Annotated in this window: 20 protein-coding genes and 1 pseudogene; 10 read left to right on the top strand and 11 right to left on the bottom strand. The window is 59.3% G+C overall.

Going from position 1 to position 20,320, the window contains the following annotated elements; translation table 11 throughout:
- Nucleotides 1–25: 25 nt before the first annotated feature.
- The 5 genes from Q0603_RS06300 to Q0603_RS06280 are packed head-to-tail and all read left to right on the top strand — an operon-like array spanning nt 26 to nt 6,423.
- Nucleotides 26–1,618 carry an ABC transporter substrate-binding protein gene (locus tag Q0603_RS06300; protein WP_298723716.1) on the top strand — a complete coding sequence of 531 codons (1,593 nt, stop codon included), beginning with the start codon at nt 26–28 and terminating at the stop codon, nt 1,616–1,618.
- A gap of 54 nt (nt 1,619–1,672) precedes the next feature.
- Nucleotides 1,673–2,011: a hypothetical protein gene (locus Q0603_RS06295; RefSeq protein WP_298723714.1), complete on the top strand. Its 339-nt coding sequence runs from the start codon at nt 1,673–1,675 to the stop codon at nt 2,009–2,011.
- Between the two features lie 4 nt (nt 2,012–2,015).
- On the top strand, nt 2,016–4,256 hold the full coding sequence (locus Q0603_RS06290; RefSeq protein ID WP_298723712.1) for a LamG domain-containing protein: 2,241 nt from the start codon (nt 2,016–2,018) through the stop codon (nt 4,254–4,256).
- A gap of 8 nt (nt 4,257–4,264) precedes the next feature.
- Nucleotides 4,265–5,575, top strand: a complete 1,311-nt coding sequence (locus Q0603_RS06285) for an amino acid deaminase (RefSeq protein ID WP_298723711.1) — start codon at nt 4,265–4,267, stop codon at nt 5,573–5,575.
- A gap of 20 nt (nt 5,576–5,595) precedes the next feature.
- The gene (locus Q0603_RS06280) at nt 5,596–6,423 is read left to right on the top strand and encodes an SDR family oxidoreductase (protein ID WP_298723709.1); all 828 of its coding nucleotides are present in this window, start codon (nt 5,596–5,598) and stop codon (nt 6,421–6,423) included.
- A 645-nt stretch (nt 6,424–7,068) separates the two neighbouring features.
- On the opposite strand, the gene Q0603_RS06275 is transcribed toward Q0603_RS06280, so the two are convergent.
- The 5 genes from Q0603_RS06275 to Q0603_RS06255 form a co-directional block, all read right to left on the bottom strand.
- Nucleotides 7,069–7,821 carry an SDR family oxidoreductase gene (locus tag Q0603_RS06275; protein WP_298723707.1) on the bottom strand — a complete coding sequence of 251 codons (753 nt, stop codon included), beginning with the start codon at nt 7,819–7,821 and terminating at the stop codon, nt 7,069–7,071.
- Nucleotides 7,822–7,866: 45 nt separating this feature from the next.
- Nucleotides 7,867–8,784 carry an MBL fold metallo-hydrolase gene (locus Q0603_RS06270; protein WP_298723705.1) on the bottom strand — a complete coding sequence of 306 codons (918 nt, stop codon included), beginning with the start codon at nt 8,782–8,784 and terminating at the stop codon, nt 7,867–7,869.
- Nucleotides 8,785–8,826: 42 nt separating this feature from the next.
- Nucleotides 8,827–9,279 (bottom strand): hypothetical protein, encoded by a 453-nt coding sequence (locus Q0603_RS06265; RefSeq protein ID WP_298723700.1) that lies wholly within the window; start codon nt 9,277–9,279, stop codon nt 8,827–8,829.
- A gap of 63 nt (nt 9,280–9,342) precedes the next feature.
- Nucleotides 9,343–10,089, bottom strand: a complete 747-nt coding sequence (locus tag Q0603_RS06260; protein ID WP_298723695.1) for an SDR family oxidoreductase — start codon at nt 10,087–10,089, stop codon at nt 9,343–9,345.
- Between the two features lie 61 nt (nt 10,090–10,150).
- Nucleotides 10,151–10,972 (bottom strand): alpha/beta hydrolase, encoded by an 822-nt coding sequence (locus Q0603_RS06255; RefSeq protein ID WP_298723692.1) that lies wholly within the window; start codon nt 10,970–10,972, stop codon nt 10,151–10,153.
- 228 nt (nt 10,973–11,200) lie between these two features.
- On the opposite strand from Q0603_RS06255, the gene Q0603_RS06250 reads away from it, so the two are divergent.
- Nucleotides 11,201–12,784, top strand: coding sequence for a winged helix-turn-helix domain-containing tetratricopeptide repeat protein (locus tag Q0603_RS06250; RefSeq protein WP_298723690.1), 1,584 nt, complete (start codon nt 11,201–11,203; stop codon nt 12,782–12,784).
- Between the two features lie 434 nt (nt 12,785–13,218).
- Here the strand turns inward: Q0603_RS06250 and Q0603_RS19330 are convergent.
- The 3 genes and pseudogenes from Q0603_RS19330 to Q0603_RS06230 form a co-directional block, all read right to left on the bottom strand.
- Nucleotides 13,219–14,397 (bottom strand): annotated as a pseudogene (locus Q0603_RS19330) (HipA domain-containing protein).
- Nucleotides 14,390–14,860 (bottom strand): hypothetical protein, encoded by a 471-nt coding sequence (locus Q0603_RS06235; RefSeq protein WP_298723685.1) that lies wholly within the window; start codon nt 14,858–14,860, stop codon nt 14,390–14,392. Before Q0603_RS06235 ends, Q0603_RS19330 begins: the two are co-directional and overlap by 8 nt.
- A 5-nt stretch (nt 14,861–14,865) precedes the next feature.
- The gene (locus tag Q0603_RS06230) at nt 14,866–15,021 is read right to left on the bottom strand and encodes a helix-turn-helix transcriptional regulator (RefSeq protein ID WP_298723683.1); all 156 of its coding nucleotides are present in this window, start codon (nt 15,019–15,021) and stop codon (nt 14,866–14,868) included.
- 396 nt (nt 15,022–15,417) lie between these two features.
- Here Q0603_RS06230 and Q0603_RS19325 point away from each other — a divergent pair, with 396 nt between their 5' ends.
- Genes Q0603_RS19325 through Q0603_RS06215 form a run of 3 tightly spaced genes read left to right on the top strand, consistent with a single transcriptional unit; the run spans nt 15,418 to nt 17,398 of the window.
- Nucleotides 15,418–15,723 (top strand): helix-turn-helix transcriptional regulator, encoded by a 306-nt coding sequence (locus Q0603_RS19325; RefSeq protein ID WP_366132453.1) that lies wholly within the window; start codon nt 15,418–15,420, stop codon nt 15,721–15,723.
- Nucleotides 15,720–17,021, top strand: a complete 1,302-nt coding sequence (locus Q0603_RS06220) for a type II toxin-antitoxin system HipA family toxin (RefSeq protein WP_298723677.1) — start codon at nt 15,720–15,722, stop codon at nt 17,019–17,021. Before Q0603_RS19325 ends, Q0603_RS06220 begins: the two co-directional genes overlap by 4 nt.
- Nucleotides 17,018–17,398 carry a hypothetical protein gene (locus Q0603_RS06215; RefSeq protein WP_298723674.1) on the top strand — a complete coding sequence of 127 codons (381 nt, stop codon included), beginning with the start codon at nt 17,018–17,020 and terminating at the stop codon, nt 17,396–17,398. Before Q0603_RS06220 ends, Q0603_RS06215 begins: the two co-directional genes overlap by 4 nt.
- Nucleotides 17,399–17,498: 100 nt before the next feature.
- Here the strand turns inward: Q0603_RS06215 and Q0603_RS06210 are convergent, their stop codons facing one another.
- Nucleotides 17,499–17,708, bottom strand: coding sequence for a hypothetical protein (locus Q0603_RS06210; protein WP_298723671.1), 210 nt, complete (start codon nt 17,706–17,708; stop codon nt 17,499–17,501).
- 63 nt (nt 17,709–17,771) lie between these two features.
- Complete coding sequence (locus tag Q0603_RS19320; RefSeq protein WP_366132452.1) at nt 17,772–17,861, bottom strand: hypothetical protein; 90 nt, start codon at nt 17,859–17,861, stop codon at nt 17,772–17,774.
- 296 nt (nt 17,862–18,157) lie between these two features.
- Here Q0603_RS19320 and Q0603_RS06205 point away from each other — a divergent pair, with 296 nt between their 5' ends.
- The gene (locus Q0603_RS06205) at nt 18,158–18,589 is read left to right on the top strand and encodes a hypothetical protein (protein WP_298723669.1); all 432 of its coding nucleotides are present in this window, start codon (nt 18,158–18,160) and stop codon (nt 18,587–18,589) included.
- A gap of 122 nt (nt 18,590–18,711) precedes the next feature.
- Here Q0603_RS06205 and Q0603_RS06200 read toward each other — a convergent pair whose 3' ends face one another.
- Nucleotides 18,712–20,175 carry a MobA/MobL family protein gene (locus Q0603_RS06200; RefSeq protein WP_298723666.1) on the bottom strand — a complete coding sequence of 488 codons (1,464 nt, stop codon included), beginning with the start codon at nt 20,173–20,175 and terminating at the stop codon, nt 18,712–18,714.
- Nucleotides 20,176–20,320: the final 145 nt, after the last annotated feature.

Here is a 20,320-nt window from a genome sequence, read left to right as displayed (position 1 = left end):
AGGACCAACGCAAGGGGAGATTGTAATGAAGATCAAGCGTAGAGACTTTTTGGCCGGCAGCACGGCAGCTGTCGGCGCGATGATGGTATCCGGTGGCAGTTTCAAGGCGCGCGCCAAAGATACCAAGGTGCTGAAGTTCGTACCGCAGGCTGACCTTGCGGTGCTCGATCCGCATGGCACCCCGGCTTACGTTACCCGCAACCACGCCATGCTGGTTTACGACACCTTGTACGGCGTCGACAGCAACAACGTGCCGCGGCCTCAGATGGTGAAATCCGGTGAGCCTTCGGCGGATGGCAAGACCTGGACGCTCGTCCTGCGCGACGGCCTCAAATTCCATGATGGCAGCCCGGTGCGCGGCGTTGACGTTGTTGCCAGTCTCAAGCGCTGGATGGTTAAGGACGGTTTTGCTGCCGCTCTGGCCGCCGTGCTGACCGACCTTTCGGCGCCCGATGACAAGACCATTGTATTCAAGCTGTCGAAGCCGTTCCCGATCCTGCCGGATCTGCTGGGCAAAATGGCCTCTTTCTCGACCGGCATCATGCCCGAGCGGCTAGCCAAGACGGATCCGAATACTCCCGTACCCGAGATCATCGGCTCCGGTCCGTATCGCTATGTCATGGAGAAGCGGATTCCCGGCTCCCTGAACGTTTACGAGAGGTTCGAAGACTACGTTCCGCGCTCGGAACCCGCCGACAATCTGGCTGGCGGCAAGATCGCCCATTTCGACCGCATCGAGTGGCACACCATTCCCGACCCAGCGACTGCGGCCGCAGCACTTATGTCCGGCGAGATCGACTGGTGGGAAGCGCCGACGCCGGATCTCCTCCCCATCTTCAAGGGGAAGGACGTCAAGGTCGGCGTCAAGGATTCGAGCGGCAACATTGGCTTGCTGCGCATGAATTTCCTTCAGCCGCCGTTCAACAACCGCGCCGTTCGTGAAGTGGTGCTCAAGGCTGTCGAGCAGACCAATTACATGCTGGCTGCCGTGGGTGAGGATAAGAGCCGCTGGTCCGTTCCTCAGGGCTTTTTCCATCCCAAGTCGACACTGGCGAGCGATTTCGGTCTGTCGACCTTCGTCGAGAAGAAGAACTACGAAGCGCTCAAGCAGGAGCTCAAAGCTGCCGGATACAAGGGCGAGAAGATCGTCCTTATGTCGACGGCCGACTTCCCCGTCATCGGCGCATTCGGCGAAGTGGCTGCCGATATGCAGCGCAAAATCGGCATGAACGTCGACCACCAGGTTCAGGACTGGGCAACCGTGTCGGCGCGCATGAAGAACAAAGGCGACATCTCCGCCGGCGGCTATCACATCTTCGCCAACTTCGTTGCGGGCGCGGGCACCTTCAACACGGCCGCCCACACCTACCTTCGCGCTGGCGCCTCGGCTTTCGATGGCTGGCCGAACATCCCGGCAATCGAGGAATTGCGCGCAGCATGGCTGGAAGCGACCACCGTTGAAGAGCAGCGTGAGATTGGCCGGAAGCTGCAGGAAATCTGCCTCAAGGAAGTACCCTTTATCCCACTGGGTCTTTTCTACTTCCCGACGGCTTACCGGAGCAATCTCGAGGGCATTCTGGACACCTTCCCGGTGTTCTGGAACGTCCGCCGCGTATAAGTGGCAGGCCGGTCCGGGAGCAATCCCGGACCGGTTTATCCGGAGACAATAGTCATGTTGAGAACCAGCCGAGATACCGCGCATTTTGAGATCGATCCGACCCGGCTCGATCTCGCCCGTGAATTCCGTCGTGCGCCGAAGGGGCCGCACAGCCCCGAACTGCGCCGCGTCATTCATCGCATGCGCTGGTCTGGCACTGGTGGTCGGTGGTGTGTGGTGACGGTCGAGCCCGGCGTCAGATGGATGCTCGCGCGGCTCCCGGATGAACGCTACGGCGAAATCCTCACTTACCCGGAGATAACGTTTACCTCGCTGAACGATGCCGAATGGCATGTATTCCGCATTCGTTGGGAAGCCCTGACAGGCAATGCCCTGCCTGCCGAGATGGACTAATCGCATGAAAGATTCCAGCAAGGTTATCGGCTACGCGTTTCCCTGGTCCGTTGCCCCAGGTGACGAGGTGCAGTTTCATCTGTCCAGCGATGTTCTGAAGAGTGCCTCTGCACGAATTGTTCGCATCCGGTGTGCCGATGCGGACCCGCGCGGGCCAGGCATGAAGCTCCACCATCAACCGTCCCCGCTGGATGGCGAGATCCAACTCGCTTCGCATCCGATCCACAATGGAAGCTATGGCGATATCCCGGACACGAAGGGTCTGACGAATCTGAAGGACTTCAGCATTGGCGCCTGGATCTGGCCGACCTTTCTGACTGGTAAAGACCAGGTCGTCTTCGCCCGCGGGAGCTCAACAGCGGCTGGCGGCTGGCGCCTTTATATTAATTCCGACGGGTGCCTCGCCTTCGAAATCACGGATGGCACACATACCGCGTCGCTCGCAGCGGACCGGCCGGTTGTCGTGCGGGAATGGCTGTACGTTCACGCCAGTTTCTCCGCAACGGAAGGAAAGCTCACGCTGACGGCGGAAAGCCTTCACAAGGATGGTGGGCGAGCTCAGCATGTGGACCTGAGCGGCAGCAGTTCTGTGCAGCCTAATTTAGCAGAGGTTGCCTCCCTGACATTTGCAGCCGAATTGTCCGGGAAAACCGCGCCTCATTCCCCCACCAGAAATCACTTCAACGGCAAGATTGACCGGCCGCGCCTGTATGGCCGTGCTCTCAGCGGCGCCGAGATGCGCCGCATCGTCGACAGCGTTGTCCCGGATTTGAACGATCCTCACCTGATCGGTGCCTGGGATTTTAGCCTGGACATCTCCACTGACGCGATTTCTGACCGTTCGCGAAATGCCCTGCATGGCACCGTCAGGCGCATGCCGATGCGGGCTGCAACCGGAGCAAACTGGACCGGCACACGCACGAACTGGACCGCAGCACCGGAAGAATACGGCGCCATCCATTTCCACGACGACGATGTTGAAGATGCAGGTTGGCCCGTCACACAGAGCTCGAAGGTGCCGGACGGCATTCGTTCGGGCTTCTACTCGCTTGAACTGACTGCCGAGCATGACGGGGTAAAGACCGAGAGCCATATCCCGTTCTTTGTGCGCCCTCCGCGAGGGAAAACCACCGCTGACATTGTGGTGATAGCGCCGACGGCCACGTATCTGGCCTATGCGAACAACAAATCCCGCATCGACCAGATTCATTTCGAGGTTATGGCCGATGGCCTGATCGTGCTGTCGCCCGACGATCTCTACAATCACAAGCACCGCGAACTGGGCAGCTCGGTCTACGACACACACAGAGACCACAGCGGAGTCTGCTATTCCTCAGCGCGCCGGCCGATTTTGAACCAGCGGCCTGGAGCCTATACGTTCAATTACGTCAACGACACCCATCTTCTCGACTGGCTGGAAGAAGAAGGTTTCGCCTATGACGTCATCACCGATGAGGATCTGGATCGCGAAGGCGTCAAGATTCTGAAGCCGTATCGCGTAGCCGTGACGATGACTCATCCGGAGTACACGTCAAAAAACATGCTCGATGCTCTGCAGGAGTATCAAGACGACGGCGGACGCCACATGTATCTCGGCGGCAACGGCTTCTACTGGCGGATTGCCTTCCACCCGACGAAATCTGGTCTCATCGAACTGCGGCGCGGCGTCACCGGCCTGCGGAGCTGGGAAGCCGAGGCTGGGGAAGACTGCCTGTCATTCACGGGCGAGCCCAGCGGCCTTTGGCGATCCTCCGGACGTGCGCCGCAGCGCCTGACCGGCGTTGGGTTCTCCGCCCAGGTCTTTGACCGGGGTGCGTCCTACCGTCGCCTGCCCGACAGCCATCTCCCCCGGGCAGCATTCGTGATGGAAGGGCTGGCCGACGACGAAGTGATTGGAAACTTCGGCCTCCGTGCAGGGGGCGCTGCGTCGCTCGAGATTGACCGTGCCGACCGGGATCTGGGTACGGCTCCCGAAGCCATGATTCTGGCGACAGCCGACAATACCGGTGCGGGCGGCATCCCTGCCCCAGAAGAGCTGCCGGTGCTGTATCGCGGCTTTACCGGCGAGGAGAGCACCATCGCCCGCGCCGATATCGTCCTGACACCGACGGCAGAAGGTGGCGCGGTTTTCTCCGTGGGGTCGATTGGATGGTGCTGCGCGCTATCCCACAACGGCTACCGCAACAACGTCGCCCGCATAACCAAGAACGTGCTGTCCCGTTTCCTTGATCCGGCTCCGATTTGAGAAACGCCATGAGCAATTCGAAGATCCACTACAAAATACGCGACTGGGAAGCGCCGCTGACCACCATCGAGAAGGGTGTGCCCTTCCTGGAACAGCCGCTTCCTCTGGATCAGGTCGGCGACCGGAAATGGAGCCTGCTGGCCGGTGACCTGCCTCTGCCCGTCGCTGTTCTGCGCGAACAGGCCCTGCTGAACAACAGCACTTGGATGAGGAGATTTCTGGCCCAGACCGGCGTCGACATTGCCCCGCATGGCAAAACGACCCTCGCCCCGGCCCTATTTGATCTGCAGATTGCCGACGGCGCCTGGGCCATCACAGTCTCGACGTCCCAGCATTTCACCCTGGCGGTGCGCTCAGGTTTCACCCGCATCCTTATGGCCAACCAGTTGATCGGCGCCGGAAGCATCCGGGACGTGCTGCGCGGCCTGAAGGCCAATCCGGATGTCGAATTCTTTTGCCTAGTCGACAGCAAGGAAAATGTTGCTGCCCTCGCGTCAGCCGCCCGCGAGATCGGTCTCGCCCGGCCCCTGAATGCGCTGGTGGAACTGGGCTATCAGGGCGGCCGTACGGGGTGCCGGACCGTTGAGGAGGCCATTGAAGTTGCGCGGCAGGTCGCAGCCGAGTCTGAAGCTCTATGCCTTTCCGGAATCGAAGGTTTTGAAGGCCTTCTGAGAAACGACGGAACGCCGGAGGTCCTCGCCCAGATCGAGGCGCTGCTCGCCGGCATGGGGCGCCTAGCTGAAATGGCGGATGCCGAGAATCTGTATGGCCGTCCGGAAGTTCTCCTGTCCGCCGGCGGCTCCTCGTATTTCGATCTTGTAGCCACCGCGCTGAAAAAGGTCCGGCTGTCTCGGCCCACCAGAGTGATTATCCGGTCCGGCTGCTACATCACTCATGATTCGCATATGTATGTCCGGGCGCGGCATGCGCTTGCCCGCCGCTCTCCCGGCGTAGCCGCCATCGGCGATCTGCAACCGGCCCTTGAGGTCTGGGCTGCGGTGCAGTCACGTCCCGAGGCGGCCAAAGCCATCATCTCGATGGGGAAGCGCGACATTTCCTATGACGATCCGCCCATTGCACTGAAGTGGCTCCGCCCCGGCCTCCACACGTCGCCGCAGCCTGCGCCTGCAGGCCTGGTAGTCGAGAAGCTGAACGACCAGCATTGCCACCTTCGTTTGCCCGAGGACTCACCGTTGCAGGTCGGCGACCTGGTCGGCTTCGGCATCTCTCACCCCTGCCTGACATTTGATAAGTGGCGCGTCCTGCATCTGGTGGACGAGGCCTATCAGGTGACCGGTTCCATCAGAACGTATTTTTAAGCAAAGGCCTGCGTAGCAACATGAACAACGACAAGAAACAGAGCCAAGTGGTGATGATTACCGGTGCCGCCAGCGGCATCGGCGCAGCAACGGCGAAATTGGCAGTGGCCGCAGGCTATCGGGTCGTGATTGCGGATATCGATCTGGACAAGGCGCAGGCGACGGCCAAACTGCTCGGTCCGCACACCTGGCCCGTAAAACTCGATATTACCTTGGAGAGTGACTGGGAAGCCGCCCTGGACCGGGTCTGGGAGGTTGAGGGACGCCTGGATGTTCTGATCAACAACGCGGCCATTGTCCATACCGGTTGGGCCCGGGATCTTCCGCTTTCAGCGCACCGGCAGACCATGGAAACGAATTGCATGGGCGCCATTAACGGCATGATGACGGCACTACCCCGTCTGAAGGCCCAGGGCAGCGGCCATCTGGTGACAGTCGCCAGCATGGTCGCTTTCATCCCCTATCCTGGCCTCGCCAGCTATGCCGCCGCAAAGCATGCATTACGTGCCTTCCATGTTGCCCTAGCGATCGAGGAGCGCGACAGCCCCGTCGACTTCAGCCTCATCTACCCGGGTGCCACCGAGACGCCCATGCTGGAGAAAGAAGCAAAGGACGATGCCTTGGCCCTGGCATTCGCAGGTAAGCCCATGATGCCTGAAGACGTTGCCGCGGCCATCCTGGAAGCGCTCAGGACCCGACCCGATGAGGTCTATCTGCCGCCAGAGCGTGGGCCTGTGGTCCGTAAGATGGGGACGGACATCGAAGCGCTACGCGAACATGTCAGAGTCAACACTGAAGTCGGGTGGAAGAATCTGCAGGAACGCCGCCAGAAGATGGTACAGGGATAGTCAGGCAGGGATAGCCAGAGCAATCAGCCCGGCGTCCTCGGGAAGGCTTGCAAAATACCAGCAGGGGCCCATCGAGGAGCGCGGATAGCTGCAAGAAATGTCATCGGCGCGCTCTTCACCGAAGGCAAACCTCGCCGGCAGGCGCGCCCCGGCATATTCGGCCCGGTTGAGGTCTCCCCCATACGGCGCAGCCGCTGCCACACCTTCCAGCGTCGCTACCGGCTTCAAATATAAAGTCACAGCACGTGCGGCCCGCTCGGCCGCCTGAAGACTGCGTGCAGTTACTCTCTCGGTCCAATCGTGCGTGGCAGCGTATTGCGCGATGGCAACGGCTCATCGTGAGGCCAGCGAACGCTTCAACTCACGCGGCCCGATGGCGCCGCTGCGTCGCGTCATAGCTCATGGGAATGAGCATTGTGTAGCAGCCGGTGTATCAGCTGAGGGAAGTACGACCGAAAAGGTACCGGAAATGCGTGGAAAGTGGAATTGGCGTCCCCACGGGGAAACCAAGTCTGCCAGTCGAAAATACCAATATTTACAGGTTCTTCTCGACCGCTCTGCCCCCATTGTGTACCAATGGGGCTGAATTTTGTGTACCATCGCAAACCATTTTCGGCGATCGGACTCAGTTCCGCGATCTGAGCCTCACGCAACGCCGAGCCCGCCATCGACGGCGATTACCTGGCCCGTGACCCACTCGGACGCTGGATCCGATAAGGCGACGATCCATCGGGCCACGTCGTCAGGGTTGCCCCGCCGCCCGAGCGGAATCCTGGCACGCTCCTGTTTCTCGATGGCGGCGGCCTGCTCCGGCGAAAGCCCCATCATTCCTGTTAATGCGCCCGAGTCGGTTGGCCCCGGCGCAACCGCATTGACCCTTACGCCCTGCGGAGCAAGTTCCAGCGCCCAGCAGCGGGTCAGGTGCTCCAGGGCAGCCTTGCTGGCGGCATAGTGCGATAGCCCCGTTGCTGCTCTGTGACCGAAGGTGCTCGACACATTTGTGATGGTTCCTTTTGCTGCCTGCAGATAGGGCAGCGCCGCGGCGGCGAGCAGGCTCGGTCCAAGGACATTGGCCGCAAAAATACTCATGATCCGCTCGGCCGTGGCATCGACCAGAGGAAGGATGGCCCCAGCGCCGGCATTGTTCACGAGGATATCCAGCCGCCCATGGGCTTCGACGGCCTTGGCGACCGTCCGCGCCGCATCCTGCGGCGCAGCAGAATCGGCGACCAGCATGAAAATGCCCGGGTGGTCGCCGGCGGCTTCCTCGAGTGCTGCCGACCGGCGACCGGTAATCATTACTTTCGCCCCCACTTCGGCGAAGCGTCGTGCCGCAGCCCGGCCGATGCCGGAACTGCCGCCGGTGACGATGACGACTTTATCTTCCAATGTGGACATGATGTTCCTGATGCTGGGTGGAACCGTGAAAAACTCCCCAATGGGTCAGTAGTCCCAGAAGGCCGCAATCCAACGGAAGGCATCGCCATCGACCGCCACCCTGCCGACGGACGGAAAGGGCAGATGGGTGGCCACCAGCAATTCGCGTGTCATTGCCGCCTCTTGCAAAAGACGGATGCGGACACGAACCGCTTCCTCAGGATCATGTTCGAATCCGTTGTGCCAGTCGGGATGATCGAAACCGACAGGGAAGATGGCATCGCCCGCAAATGTCAGCCGTTCGCCGCCTGAGGTGACCCGGACTACACTATGTCCCGGCGTGTGACCGCCGGTACGCCACACGACCACCCCGGGCGCCACCTCGAACTCTTCCTCGAAGATCTGCAGCTGGCTGCCATATTCCTTCAGGAACTGCCTGGCAGTTGTCCGAAGGACGTTCGGAACCGGCGATGGCATGGCAGTGGCGGAGAAATCGGGCGACGCCCAGAAATCGACCTCGGCGCGCGCGACGTGAATTCGCAGATCCGGCCGCAGCCGCTTCCTGACCTCGCCGACCAGCAGGCCGCCGACATGGTCCATGTGCATATGGGTGATGATGACATCGGTGACCGAGGCCAGATCGATGCCTGCGGCGTCCAGTCGTTTTGGGAACTGGCCAGCCCGGGGGAAGCCGGGAAACTGCCCTCCCAGCCCCGCATCGACGAGTATGGTTTGCTCGCCACTGCGCAACACAAGCACATTCAGCGCCCAATCGAACTTATCCGGCGGCAGGAACATGCCTTCGAACCAGCCCGCACGGACGGCCGGTTCGACATTAGTGGCCAAGGTTGCAGTCGGTAGCGGCAGCACCCCATCGCTGACGACCAGCACTTCAATATCCCCAACTCGCAAGGCGTAGCGTGAGGGGACCGGATCGTCTGGTTCCGACCGGTGCGTGTCACTCTTGCGGGCGAGATTGTCCATATGTTTTGTCATCGTCCTTTTCCTTTTGCTGGTGATGAGAACTCAGGTGAAAGCCGCTCTTCCGGCACGGGCGCGGCCGATTGCCCACAAAGTGAGTGCGATGCCGATAAGTGCTGGCAACGTGACAGCCGGAAAATCGCGAGGAATGACGGACGGCGCGCAGATGCCAACGGCGACCTCCCACAGATGAAACACGGCATGCGCGATCAGCCACAGCGTAGCGCCAGCCCAGAGGCCAATCCGACGCTCCGGCCAGAACAGGCCGATCACGAAGGCTATGCCCAGGAAAAGCTGGACGATGCCGATGTCCCGAATGAAGTGTTGGTTGAAGAATCCGGTATCGGTGACCCCGGGAACCAGCTCGTACCAGGTCAGCGGGTTGACGAGCATGAACATCCCATTGAGGGAAAGGAAAAGGCTATTGAAGGTGACCATGATGAGTATGGCAGCCATCACCACGCGGCGGTCTTCGCCAATGTCGTTTCTGGTCCTCATGGTGCGTCTCCCTTTCCGGTATCGTGATGACGCACTGCATGGCGGCGCATCACGATAGGTCCGTTAAGCCATTCGGCTGAGCCAGTCCTCGAAACGAGTGCTGCTGATGCGCGCGTTTGCGCCTGGGGTCAGCGACTGATCGTCCACGGCAACGCCGAAATAGCCGGCGCGGGAATCAGCAATCACGGTTCGTGGATCGCGGGTGGCAGTCAGAAAACGCCGCACCAGTTCATCGATCGGCACTCTGTCCGGGCCGGCGATCTCAATCGTGCCGTTCACCGGCGGTTTGATCGCGATGTCTGCCACGGCAGCAGCGACGTCGTCCGATGCAATGGGCTGATAAAGGGCTGGCGACATGCGAACCGTTTGTCCACTCGCACCGGATTCGGCGATGGCCGCCGTGAATTCGAAGAACTGCGTCGAGCGGATGATCGTGTAGGGACGGCCAGATTCCTTGATCAGATCCTCCTGGAGCAACTTCGCGCGAAAATACCCCATGGACTGAAGGCGCTCCGTTCCAACGACAGACAATGCCACGTGATGCTCCGTTCCGGCGGCCGCCTCCGCTGCAAGCAGGTTGCGCCCCGCTGCGGCAAAGAAGTCCATGGCGGCCTTGTCGTCGAAGGAAGGCGAATTTGCCAGATCGATGACGACGCTGGCACCTGCAAGCGCATCCGTCAGCCCTTCGCCGGTGACACTGTTCACGCCTGAGGCAGGGGATGCCGCAACAACCTCATGGCCCATTCCCCGAAGCCGGCCCACGACCTTCGATCCGATGAGGCCATTGCCTCCGATGACGACGATCTTCATATGTCTCTCCATTGTGAAAAGGGTATCAGGCGTCCGTCCGCATGAGGCTCGCCTGCAGGTGCTACGCGCCGATGAAAGCCAGCAAATCCGCGTTGACCCGATCCTGATGAGTGGCGGTTAAGCCGTGGGGCGCGGCAGGGTAATAAATCGCCTGAGCTCCCTTGATCAGCCGCGCAGACTTGATGGCCGAATCCTTAACCGGAACAATCTGATCGTCCTCGCCATGGAGCACGAGCGTCGGCAGATCGAACCTCTTCAGGTCTTCGGTGAAGTCGGTTTCCGAAAATGCCCTGACGCACTCATAGGCATTCTTAGTCCCCGCCTGCATGCTCCACAGCCAGAACTGATCCAGCATCCCTTGAGACACATTTGCTCCCGGCCGGTTGGCGCCATAAAAGGCAATGGCGAGATCCTTGTAGTATTGCGACCTGTCTCCGGCGACGCCGGCGCGGATGCGATCGAACACCTCCAACGGCAGGCCTTCCGGATTAGTCGCGGACCTGAGCATGATTGGCGGCACGGCGGCAATCAGCACGGCTTTGGCAATTCGCTCGGTTCCGCGGCGACCGATATATCGGGCAACTTCGCCGCCGCCAGTAGAATGGCCCACGAGCGTCGCGTCCTTAAGATCGAGGGCCTCGATGAGGGCGGCCAGATCGTCGGCATAGCCGTTCATGTCATTACCGGATGAGCTTTGGCTTGAACGGCCATGACCGCGCCGGTCATGTGCGATAACGCGGAAGCCCTTTTCTGCAAGGAAAAGCATTTGCCCGTCCCAGGCATCTGCATTCAGCGGCCAGCCGTGCGAGAAAACAACGGCGGGCCCTTTCCCCCAATCCTTGTAGTAGATTTGTGTGCCGTCCTTCGTCCTGATCATGCTCATGTCGACATTCCTTCTTCGGCTGGCTGTTCATTGAGCGAGGCGATGCAGCAGCCATTTCGTTGATCGGACTGCATCACTCGCTACCGATGAGCAGACGATGCCTGAAAGACGGCAGGAAAACTTTGCGGCAGCATTGAATTACTGTTAGGTTTTGCTTGGATTTTTATCCAAGACCCGCGCCGCGAAGGCCGCCCGCACTCATCCGTGCACGGCCAGGGAGACAGCCGAATGCCATTCGTATTCGGTGATTGCGTGCTCGACCCCGACCGGCGAGAACTTTCTCGTGGGGCAGAGGTGATTACGCTTGGGCCCCAGGTCTTTGATTTATTGCTTTATTTGGTGGAACACCGCGAACGGGTAGTCAGCCGGGACAATCTGCTGGATACGGTATGGAAAGGGCGCATCGTTTCCGAGTCCACCTTGGCCAGCCATATCAATGCCGTCCGCAACGCGATCGGCGATAGCGGCCAGGAACAGCGCCTGATCCGGACGATTGCCCGGAAGGGGTTTCGCTTCGTCGGCGACGTTCTGGTTCGGCCTGTACAAGTTGGCGCCAGCTCTCCTACGCCCGGAGACACCGCTACGGCAAAGGATAACGCTCAACCCCCGCCACTTCCCGAAAAGCCGTCCATCGCCGTCCTGCCGTTTGTGAACCTGAGTCAGGATGCTTCCCAGGACTATTTCATCGATGGGGTTGTCGAGGACATCGTCTCGGCGCTGTCACGCATTCGCTGGATGTTCGTCATCGCGCGCAATTCAAGTTTCACCTACAAGGGACAGGCAGTAAATATAACGCAAGTCGGCCGTGAGCTCGGCGTGCGCTATGTTCTCGAAGGCAGCATGCGCAAGGCCGCAAACCGCGTGCGCATCACCGGTCAGCTTATAGATGCGACGACCGGAATGCATATCTGGGCAGAGCGCTATGAAGGCACGCTCGACGACATTTTCGAACTGCAGGATCAGATCTCCGCGAGCGTCGTGGGTGCGATAGCGCGACAACTGGAGCAAGCGGAAATCGACCGCGCCAAACGGAAGCCGACCGATAACCTTGATGCATACGACTGCTATCTGCGCGGCCGCGCAAGCTTGAACCTAGGCACCAGGGAGGCAATAGAAGAGGGTCTTCCCTACTTCTACAAAGCAATTGAACTCGATCCGGATTTTGCATCCGCCTATGCGATGGCGGCCTGGTGTCATTTCTGGCGCAAGGTCAATGGATGGATGATCGATCGTCAACGTGAGATCGCGGAAGGCACGCGCCTGGCCAGAAGAGCTATAGAGTTGGGTAAGGAGGACGCCGTTGCGCTGACCAGGGGCGGTCATGCACTCGCGCACTTCGTGGGCGATCTCGACATGAGCATTGCTCTGCTCGACAGGGCGCTGGCACTCGATCCGAATCTCGCCGCCGCATGGTTCCTTGGCGGCTTCCTGAGAACCGAACGCGGCGATACGGACAGCGCCATCGACTATTTCTCCAGAGCCATGCGCTTCAGCCCGCTGGACCCGGAGATGTTTCGCATGCAGGCAGGAATGGCGCTGGCGCATTTATTTGCCCGCCGCTTCAACACCGCCTCTTCATGGGCAGAAAAAGCCTACAGGGAGCTGCCGAGCTTTCTGATGGTCGTTGCCATCATCGCAGCAAGCCATGCTTTGGCCGATCGGCCGAACGAAGCCAAGAAGGCAATGAATCACTTGCGCCAGCTCGATTCGACGCTCCGCATCTCCGGGTTGACGGATTGGCTCCCCATTCGCCACCCGGAGCATGTCGAGATATTCTCCGAAGGGTTACGGCGAGCGGGGTTGCCTGAGTGAGGCGAAAAATGTCTGGTTAAAGCGCGGCTCGCCTTCAGTTTCTCATGTAGAGACGGATGAGTGCCATTGCTGGCGGAAGGAAGTGATCCCACCATACCGATTTGGGCAGCGGCTGAATCTGATTGAGGCCTGGATCAGGGCCCGGCTGACGCGCCACCAATTCGGGCGCTGGGCCGACACCGAGACGGGCGAGACATTGCTGTATGGAAATTTGCAAACGAGCCCGATGCAATCAATTTTCGAGCTTATCTCGCTCTCGTATCTAACATGACCGAGACGCAGGCCTTGGGGCCGGATATCACCGACAGGCACTACTTGGATCGGCTGATGGTCTTCTCGTCAAGCCGCGGAACAGAACACAGGTAGACGTGCCTCAGTCGCAGTGAAGCTGACATCCATGATGGATCCATCAAGACAATAATCGATCGCAAGCGTCAGTTAGACGCAGCATGTTCTCTGACGATCGGCAGGCGCTTGAGGTGGGCATCGATTTTCTTTGTTACGCGCTTGTCTTGTGGCAAGTGAAATTTTTCTGCAGCCCAGACTTCAAGGAAGCGCGCGGTTGTTTCCCGAGCGGTGTCGAGAACCAGTTTCTTTGGGAGACTGGCTTTAGCCGCCAGATAGGAAAGTTCATCCAAGGAGAACCGATCAAAATTCCTAGTGCGTGCATACTTTAATGCGGCTTGATCCTCATCAAGGTAGGCGATCGTGGATACAAGGTCATAGGCCGGAGAAAGAGCTGGTGTCCGTTGATCCGGATAGATAAGTGACCAGTTCTTCAGATGCATATCGGCGTTGCCGATAAGAGTATTGAACGTTAACCGCCTGATAAATTCGGTAACGCCGTCCTGCCCGGTTTCTGCATATGGCGAACACCTGAGCGAAGTCCTCAGTATGCACGGCCCCTGCCGGCGTGCGATCAAAGCGGGCAATCGCAAAGGCCTGGCCACGCAGGTCACCGATGCCATCGGGCAGATTACCGATGCTGCCAATGTCCACCAGCTTGATCTCTGGCACCTCAATACCCACGAGGCGGGCAAGAGTCATCATGGCAAATTCGTTCTCGGGAATTCCCTCAAAGCGAAGTGACGGAAGCTTGACGATCCATGAACCGCCAACCCCCTTTGCGGGGATCGTCAGGCTCATGTTGGCTTTGGCATCGTGTACAGCGGAGAATTTAAGCTGCACGCCAGCAAGCGAAAATCGCAGCGCATTCGAGCCTGCTCGGTGTTCTCGCCTTCATCCAGACCAGGCGGCCAAATTTCGCCGTCGGCAGGTTCGACGGTCAATGCGCCCGGAAGATCTCTTCCCAATGCCCAGAGCAGAAAGAATTCGCGCTCGGGATGCACGCCTGCGCGTTTGGCCAGATACTCCCTCAGGTGTCCCTCAGGCAAGAGGTTTGAGAAGTAAGGCATTAGGCGCTTTTGTCTGACCGGCCATTCGGTAATAAGGGAGCCGAATTCGTCCTTAAATGACAGGCTCAAAGTTGGCCGATATTGATCTTGAACATACTCATCAGTGAAGGCGAACACCGTTCGGTCGCCCTGCACATGCGTAATACTTCCGATCGTCGTTCCGTGGAGGCGGACGTTAAGGACTGAAACATTAGCCATGACCGTCCTCGTCATCGAGACGATATGCGGGGCGCGGTGTGGTCGCCATCGGCACGCCATGAACGGCCTGATTGCGGATTTGTCTTAAGTTGTCCGCTGCTTTCGTCAGGATTCGCAGTGCATCGGGAGATAAATTTACGTCGTCGATTGCTTTTGACTGCTTCTGTAGGAGAGCGAGAAATTTACGGGTTTCTACAATGATATTGTGAAGTACCGCTTCGGAGATCGACATGTATTGCAGAGACTGCAAAGTACGCTGCATGTCTTGCAAAGCCGGGTTGTTAGGGAATTTCTTTTTTAGCTTTTGAAGAAGGCGGCGCGTTGCCAAGAGCTCGGCGAAAGTTTTCGGCGTGATTGAATGTTGAGCCTCTAACGATGGAGCCGTGCTGCGGACGACAGTTTCAACAGCGGGCACAGCCTTCCGTGGTACGAGCTTGAGTTCCAAATCGAGGACGCGGGCCAACTCGATTAGGCTCGACAGGCGGATATCTGTACGCCCCCCTCGATCTTCGAGATGTGACTTTGTGGCAGGCCCGTAAGCGCACTGAGATCTCGCTGGGTAAGGCGTTTAGCCCTCCTTGCCGCCTTAAGCGATTTCACGATGTCCTCAGTTGCGTAAATCATATGCAGAGATATATCAGCGGATCATTTTATATATAATAACATATATCCAATAGAAGCTTTTCAAGAAATGATCTGTATTAATATATCAAATTCTTCGTGTGATATGTGATAGCATATCACACGAAAAAAGCCCTCGGGGCAAATAAAACCGGGAGAACCATGCAGGTCATTGGAGACCGCGCGTCAACCCTTGTGAAATGATGGTACCGTCCTGGTCATCAGTTCCTGCAAGCTCACCCAAGGCGCGCGAGCCTTGAGGGCGGCAAAATGACGACTATGCCGGAGCGACGCATTTTGGAGTGACTTATACGGAATACCGTATTTTCGGCCAATTATACGGGGAACCGTATAAATACGGTAAAGCGTATTAATGTTGATTTATACGGCAAACCGTATATGCTAAACTCCATGCTTAGATCTATCAAAGACATAGGCGACTTAATCGCGGCCAAGCGGCAACAGCGCAACATGACTCAGGCCGACCTCGCTCGCCGGGTCGGTGTCCGCCAGGCGACGATTTCCGACATCGAGAACGGAAACGCCGACCCCCGCGTCGGCACCCTGTTCGCGATCCTGAATGTGCTCGATGTCGGGCTGATGACCGACGAGCACATGATGCGGACCGATCGGGATCTCCGCCCACCGTCCCGCCCGATGGTCGACATCGACGAACATATTGCTCGCTTCCGGCGACCGAAATGATCCTGCAGGCCTATTTGCATGGCGTCCATGCCGGCAACTTCATCCAGGACGCAGCGGGCATCTTTTTCGAGTACGCCGACGGCTACGACGTCGCGATCCCAGTATCCATCTCGCTACCCCGGTTCGGAATGGCGGGGCTGGGCAGGCGCGGTCGTGCGCAGCGTAGAATAGTCGAAAACTTCCTCTGGGGCCTGCTGCCGGATAACCCGCGCCGCCTTGAAGCGATCGCAAGGGACCCAAATTTTGGGGGCCCTTGCTCTCCGAACAGTGTTATGCAGTTGATCCGCAAGGTTGGTGCCGACTGTGCGGGCGCCCTTCAGATCGTGGCGCCTGAAGATGTTGATCAGATCGTGCGTGATGGCGGCGCGGATCCGCTTACCGAGGAGCAGATTGCGCAGAATCTGACACATGTCATCACCACTGGCAGCGTTCCGGGGTCAGGCGAACACCCTGGCGCGTTCAGCCTTCCAGGAGCTCAGCCAAAGATCGCACTGCTGAACAAAGACGATCGATGGTTCCAACCATGGGGTAGCGTGCCGTCGACGCATATCTTCAAGCCAGCGGCCATGAACCTCGAGGGCCTGGTCGAGAACGAGCATCTGTGCCTTGAGACCGCAGCCGAAATGGGCCTGACGACGACGTGCAGCAAGATTGCTCATTTTGGCGAGCATGTCGTCATCGTCGTCGAGCGATATGATCGTGTCTTCGATGGTGATTCCGTGCTTCGGGTGCATCAGGAGGACATGTGCCAGGCACTTGGTCTGCACCCGGGGCAGAAATATGAGTCTGATGGCGGTCCCGGCATCGCGCAGATCGACAGCGTGCTAATCGGCAGCCGCCGGGCCCAGGACGATCGGCTGGCGTTCATGAAGGCCATCATCTTCAATTTCCTGATCGAAGGCACGGACGCGCACGCCAAGAACTACTCAATCCTCCACGGCGAGCGCGGATTCCGCTTGGCGCCGCTCTATGACATCGCGAGCTTTCTGCCGTATCACGACGGGAGGAATCCCAGAATGCCGATGCGGATCGCCGACAAGCGCGAATACGGCGACGTTGCGCTTCGTCATTGGCGCCAACTCGCCAAGAAGGTCCGCATGGACGAGGATCGGCTTGTTGACGCGCTGTGGGAGATGGCACACCAGCTGCCAGACGCAATGGCCGCTGTCGTGAGACGATGCCACTTGGCCGGCCTGAAGGCGCCAATCCTGGACAAGGTTCTCGACGGAGTCGCAGCGCGCTGTGCTGATCAGCTCCGACTCTGGAAGCTCGACCCGGTCGGCCAGAATGAGCCGTGAGGCGCCTCGTATTCGTTGACTTCGAGGCCTCAGCCCTGCGCGATGGCTACCCGATCGAGGTTGGCTGGGCGTGGGCGGAGAATGCACATGTCGAAGCACGGTCGATGCTCATTGCGCGTGCCGACGAATCGCAGTCGCCAGGGTATCAATGGGACCCGATGGCCGAAGCGATCCATGGCCTCACCCTGGAACAAGTGGATCGGCAAGGACAGCTCGTCGATCGGATCTGTCGAGCCCTGAACGACTCACTTTCAGACGCAGAGCTTTGCTTCGACACCGGCCCGGTGGGCATGGATCGGCGCTGGCTCATGCAGCTGTATGCTGAGAGCGTGGTGTCATGTCATCTGCAGTTTGCCCCACCGCCGCCGACACCCTGACGATACGCAACGTACAGCGCCTCGGGGTCGGAGATGTCGCATGGACACTGATCGAGAGACGGCCGCCGTCGTTTACGCATGCAGCAGCAGACGACGCGGCTCACTGGGCTTGGTGGCAGATCGCGATCGAGCGCGTCGCCGGGGCGGGCCGGGATCGTCGGGTGATGGCGCAGCGGCGGCGGCAATTCCTCTGCCAGTTCGTCATGGTCGTGATACGATGACTGCCATTGTTGACGGGCTTTCGGGCAGCCGCCTCGATCGCGGCCTCGGTCAACTGCGCATGTAACCAGCGGTCGGCGAGCCGCTTCAAATCGCCTACTGGGCGGCTCCCAGCACCAGTTAGCAGGCCTTCGGCCCACTCGTGAGCTGCCGGCTATCTGGCTATAGCCGTAGCCTCATCCCGATTATCCAGCGAACGCTTCAACTCGCATTGGCCGATGACGTCGACCAAATGGCCCGGCACACGGCGACGATAAATGATGCCGACAAATGTAGATGCCGGCGCGGCACGGCAGAAAATCTCATGGAGATGAGCATTTGTGTACCACCCAGTGTACCAACTGAGGAAAGTACAGCCGAAAAGGCACCGAAAAACTGGGAAAACTTTAAATTTGGCGTCCCCACGGGGAGCGGGTGCCAAACAACATACAAGCTATTGATCCGACAAGCCCGACCAACCCTATATACCGGGCTGGACGGCGTGTAACACTTCCATGTATCACAATGGCTGTAATCCTTGTCAACATTGGCTGAGGCCGCATGTGGTTCGGTAGACGCCGCGCCTTACTGGCAAACCTGGACAGCCTTCTCGCAACGGCGGCTTCTGTTGCGGATCGATTGGCAAATTGGATGCAGGTAGACGCAGCCCTAATCCGGCACGCCCTTAAAACCGGCGGCGATGCCAGTCTCACCATACCTAATGATGATCTTCGTTTGCTGCTTGCCGAGCAGATGGCGTCAATATTGATGGCAAAAGAGAACCTGATGGCCCTACAGGGCCGTAAGCACTTCTTTGATATTCGGCCGCTCTATGTGCCAATCAGCCCCAGCGACTTCGATGAATGTGTTGCAAGGATTTGGGTGCATATGTGGCCTGACTGCCCATATCCCCGGTACGAACAATTGTCGGCAGAACAGCGATATTTCTGCTTTGGTCCAGATGGAAAGAAATTTGCGCCAGTCAAAAAGTGATGCTTTCGGCTTTCCAGCCCGCCATCGGCGGGCCGCAGCGAAGCGGAGCGCAACTCACAGATACGCAGCGCACCATCAAAAGTGCTGGCGGAGTATCTGTGAGTTGTGTGCGTAAGCCGACCTTACCGCCGGTCTTGATCCTGTTTTTGCTTCGCGCCGTCGGGTGGTCGCTGAACGGCTCTTTGCCACGGCGGAACGTATGCCGGGGTGTGGCCGGGCAGATTGGCCTCTGGAGCCGCTGTAGCGGCTGCTGGCGGCCTGCGGGCCTGCTGCATGGCCTGACGGGCGGCCTCTAATTGACGGGCCTCCTCTGCCCGTCTGGCCGCCATGGCTTCCCGACGGGCTAGCTCGGCGTCGAGCTTGGCCTGTGCCGCCGGGCTGAGGGTGTGGTTGGTGACGGGCACGGGCGGGTTCCGGAGCGCCAAAGCCGTCGTGATCCTGTCCTTGAAATCCTGCGTTCCGGCCACCTCGGCCGCCTCCCAGCCGTTCCTGCTGACCGCCTCAACCAGTTCCTTGATCGCGTCTTGCGACCACCTACCCCGGAGAGCGATTGCATCCCCAGCGTCGATAATCTGACTGCCGTCCCGAAGGCGAATAAAGGCGAGGTGTCGGGCGGCATCGAGCTGAACGGATTCGATTCGCTCGGCTACGCCTTGGGGCAGCCACTTCACGTCGTAATGCCGCGCGAGCATCATGGCAACGAACCGTTCTTTTCGCGCCCTTCGCTCAGCAGGGTCGGCCGGACGGAGCGCGTTGGCTCGACCGCGCTTTGTTATCTCAGAGAGATGCTGTTGCCATCGCTCCTCTGATAGGCGGGAGACTTTGACAGCGCTCGATAGATTGTGTCCCGCCCGGCGCGCCCGCCGCTGCGTTATCAGATCCGCCAGCGCGTCAGGAGCCTGCCCCGTCTGCCGCCGCTTCTCGAATTGCCAGTCCGGAACGTCAGGTTCTCTTAGTGGCGGTAAGCCGCGTTTACGGTTGGAGCGATGGTCGACGCGGTCAGCGAGGTCGTTGGCCGCCAACCATTTGTTCATGCGGTCGGCAATTTGGCCGCGCATCGTCCGGCCCTTGTCGGCGGTGAACTGGTCGTTCCAGGACCTCTCCTTCTTCGCCGCGAACTTGTCACCGTCGAACCTGCGCAACGTAATCAGCGCATGCGCATGCGGCTGCTCGCCGCCGTCAGTCGCTCCGCCGGGTGGGGCGTGGACATCGAGCTGGACCGTCATGCCGTCGTCAACGAACGGCTGGAGGACGGAGCGAGCAAACTCAAGGCGACGGTCGGCAGGAACCGACCGAGGAATTGCGAACTCAATCAATCTCGCCGTCTGTGCGTCACCCCTCTTCTCAGCCGCCTCAGCCCGCCGCCACAGCTCGCCCGGGTCATTCGCCCAGGATGGCGCGCCATCCGGCAGCAGCATCGCATGTCCCGCATGCTCCGCCGATTTGCGGGTGAAATTAAAGCGGCGGCCCTCGGTGGTCTGCAATCGGCTGCACAGCTGATAAGCCGAGACCTTCACCGCATGGTTGCCAGCGGCGCGCTGGACGACGCCGAAGTGCGCGTGGAATAGCGCCGTCTTGTTGGTCATGTCGTCCTCCGGACGAGCACGTTCCGCAGGAACGTATAAGCGAGACTGTCCGACCTTCGGTCGGCCTCTGTTGGTCGTCGTCAAGTTTTTAGGTGACTGTTGCAAGACACCAGATTTCTTTTTCTTTCTTGCTTGCCGCCGATTC

The organism is uncultured Ferrovibrio sp. (assembly GCF_937960835.1).
Classification (GTDB): domain Bacteria; phylum Pseudomonadota; class Alphaproteobacteria; order Ferrovibrionales; family Ferrovibrionaceae; genus Ferrovibrio.
This window is presented reverse-complemented; position numbering and strand designations above follow the sequence as displayed.

Coding starts and splice junctions, on each gene's coding strand:
- Q0603_RS06300 (WP_298723716.1), top strand. CDS start 26: ATGAAGATCAAGCGTAGAGACTTTTTGGCCGGCAGCACGGCAGCTGTC.
- Q0603_RS06270 (WP_298723705.1), bottom strand. CDS start 8,784: ATGGACAATCTCGCCCGCAAGAGTGACACGCACCGGTCGGAACCAGAC.
- Q0603_RS06250 (WP_298723690.1), top strand. CDS start 11,201: ATGCCATTCGTATTCGGTGATTGCGTGCTCGACCCCGACCGGCGAGAA.
- Q0603_RS19325 (WP_366132453.1), top strand. CDS start 15,418: ATGCTAAACTCCATGCTTAGATCTATCAAAGACATAGGCGACTTAATC.
- Q0603_RS06280 (WP_298723709.1), top strand. CDS start 5,596: ATGAACAACGACAAGAAACAGAGCCAAGTGGTGATGATTACCGGTGCC.
- Q0603_RS06260 (WP_298723695.1), bottom strand. CDS start 10,089: ATGAAGATCGTCGTCATCGGAGGCAATGGCCTCATCGGATCGAAGGTC.
- Q0603_RS06265 (WP_298723700.1), bottom strand. CDS start 9,279: ATGAGGACCAGAAACGACATTGGCGAAGACCGCCGCGTGGTGATGGCT.
- Q0603_RS06220 (WP_298723677.1), top strand. CDS start 15,720: ATGATCCTGCAGGCCTATTTGCATGGCGTCCATGCCGGCAACTTCATC.
- Q0603_RS06290 (WP_298723712.1), top strand. CDS start 2,016: ATGAAAGATTCCAGCAAGGTTATCGGCTACGCGTTTCCCTGGTCCGTT.
- Q0603_RS06200 (WP_298723666.1), bottom strand. CDS start 20,175: ATGACCAACAAGACGGCGCTATTCCACGCGCACTTCGGCGTCGTCCAG.
- Q0603_RS06275 (WP_298723707.1), bottom strand. CDS start 7,821: ATGTCCACATTGGAAGATAAAGTCGTCATCGTCACCGGCGGCAGTTCC.
- Q0603_RS06285 (WP_298723711.1), top strand. CDS start 4,265: ATGAGCAATTCGAAGATCCACTACAAAATACGCGACTGGGAAGCGCCG.
- Q0603_RS06205 (WP_298723669.1), top strand. CDS start 18,158: ATGTGGTTCGGTAGACGCCGCGCCTTACTGGCAAACCTGGACAGCCTT.
- Q0603_RS06295 (WP_298723714.1), top strand. CDS start 1,673: ATGTTGAGAACCAGCCGAGATACCGCGCATTTTGAGATCGATCCGACC.
- Q0603_RS06230 (WP_298723683.1), bottom strand. CDS start 15,021: ATGATTTACGCAACTGAGGACATCGTGAAATCGCTTAAGGCGGCAAGG.
- Q0603_RS06255 (WP_298723692.1), bottom strand. CDS start 10,972: ATGAGCATGATCAGGACGAAGGACGGCACACAAATCTACTACAAGGAT.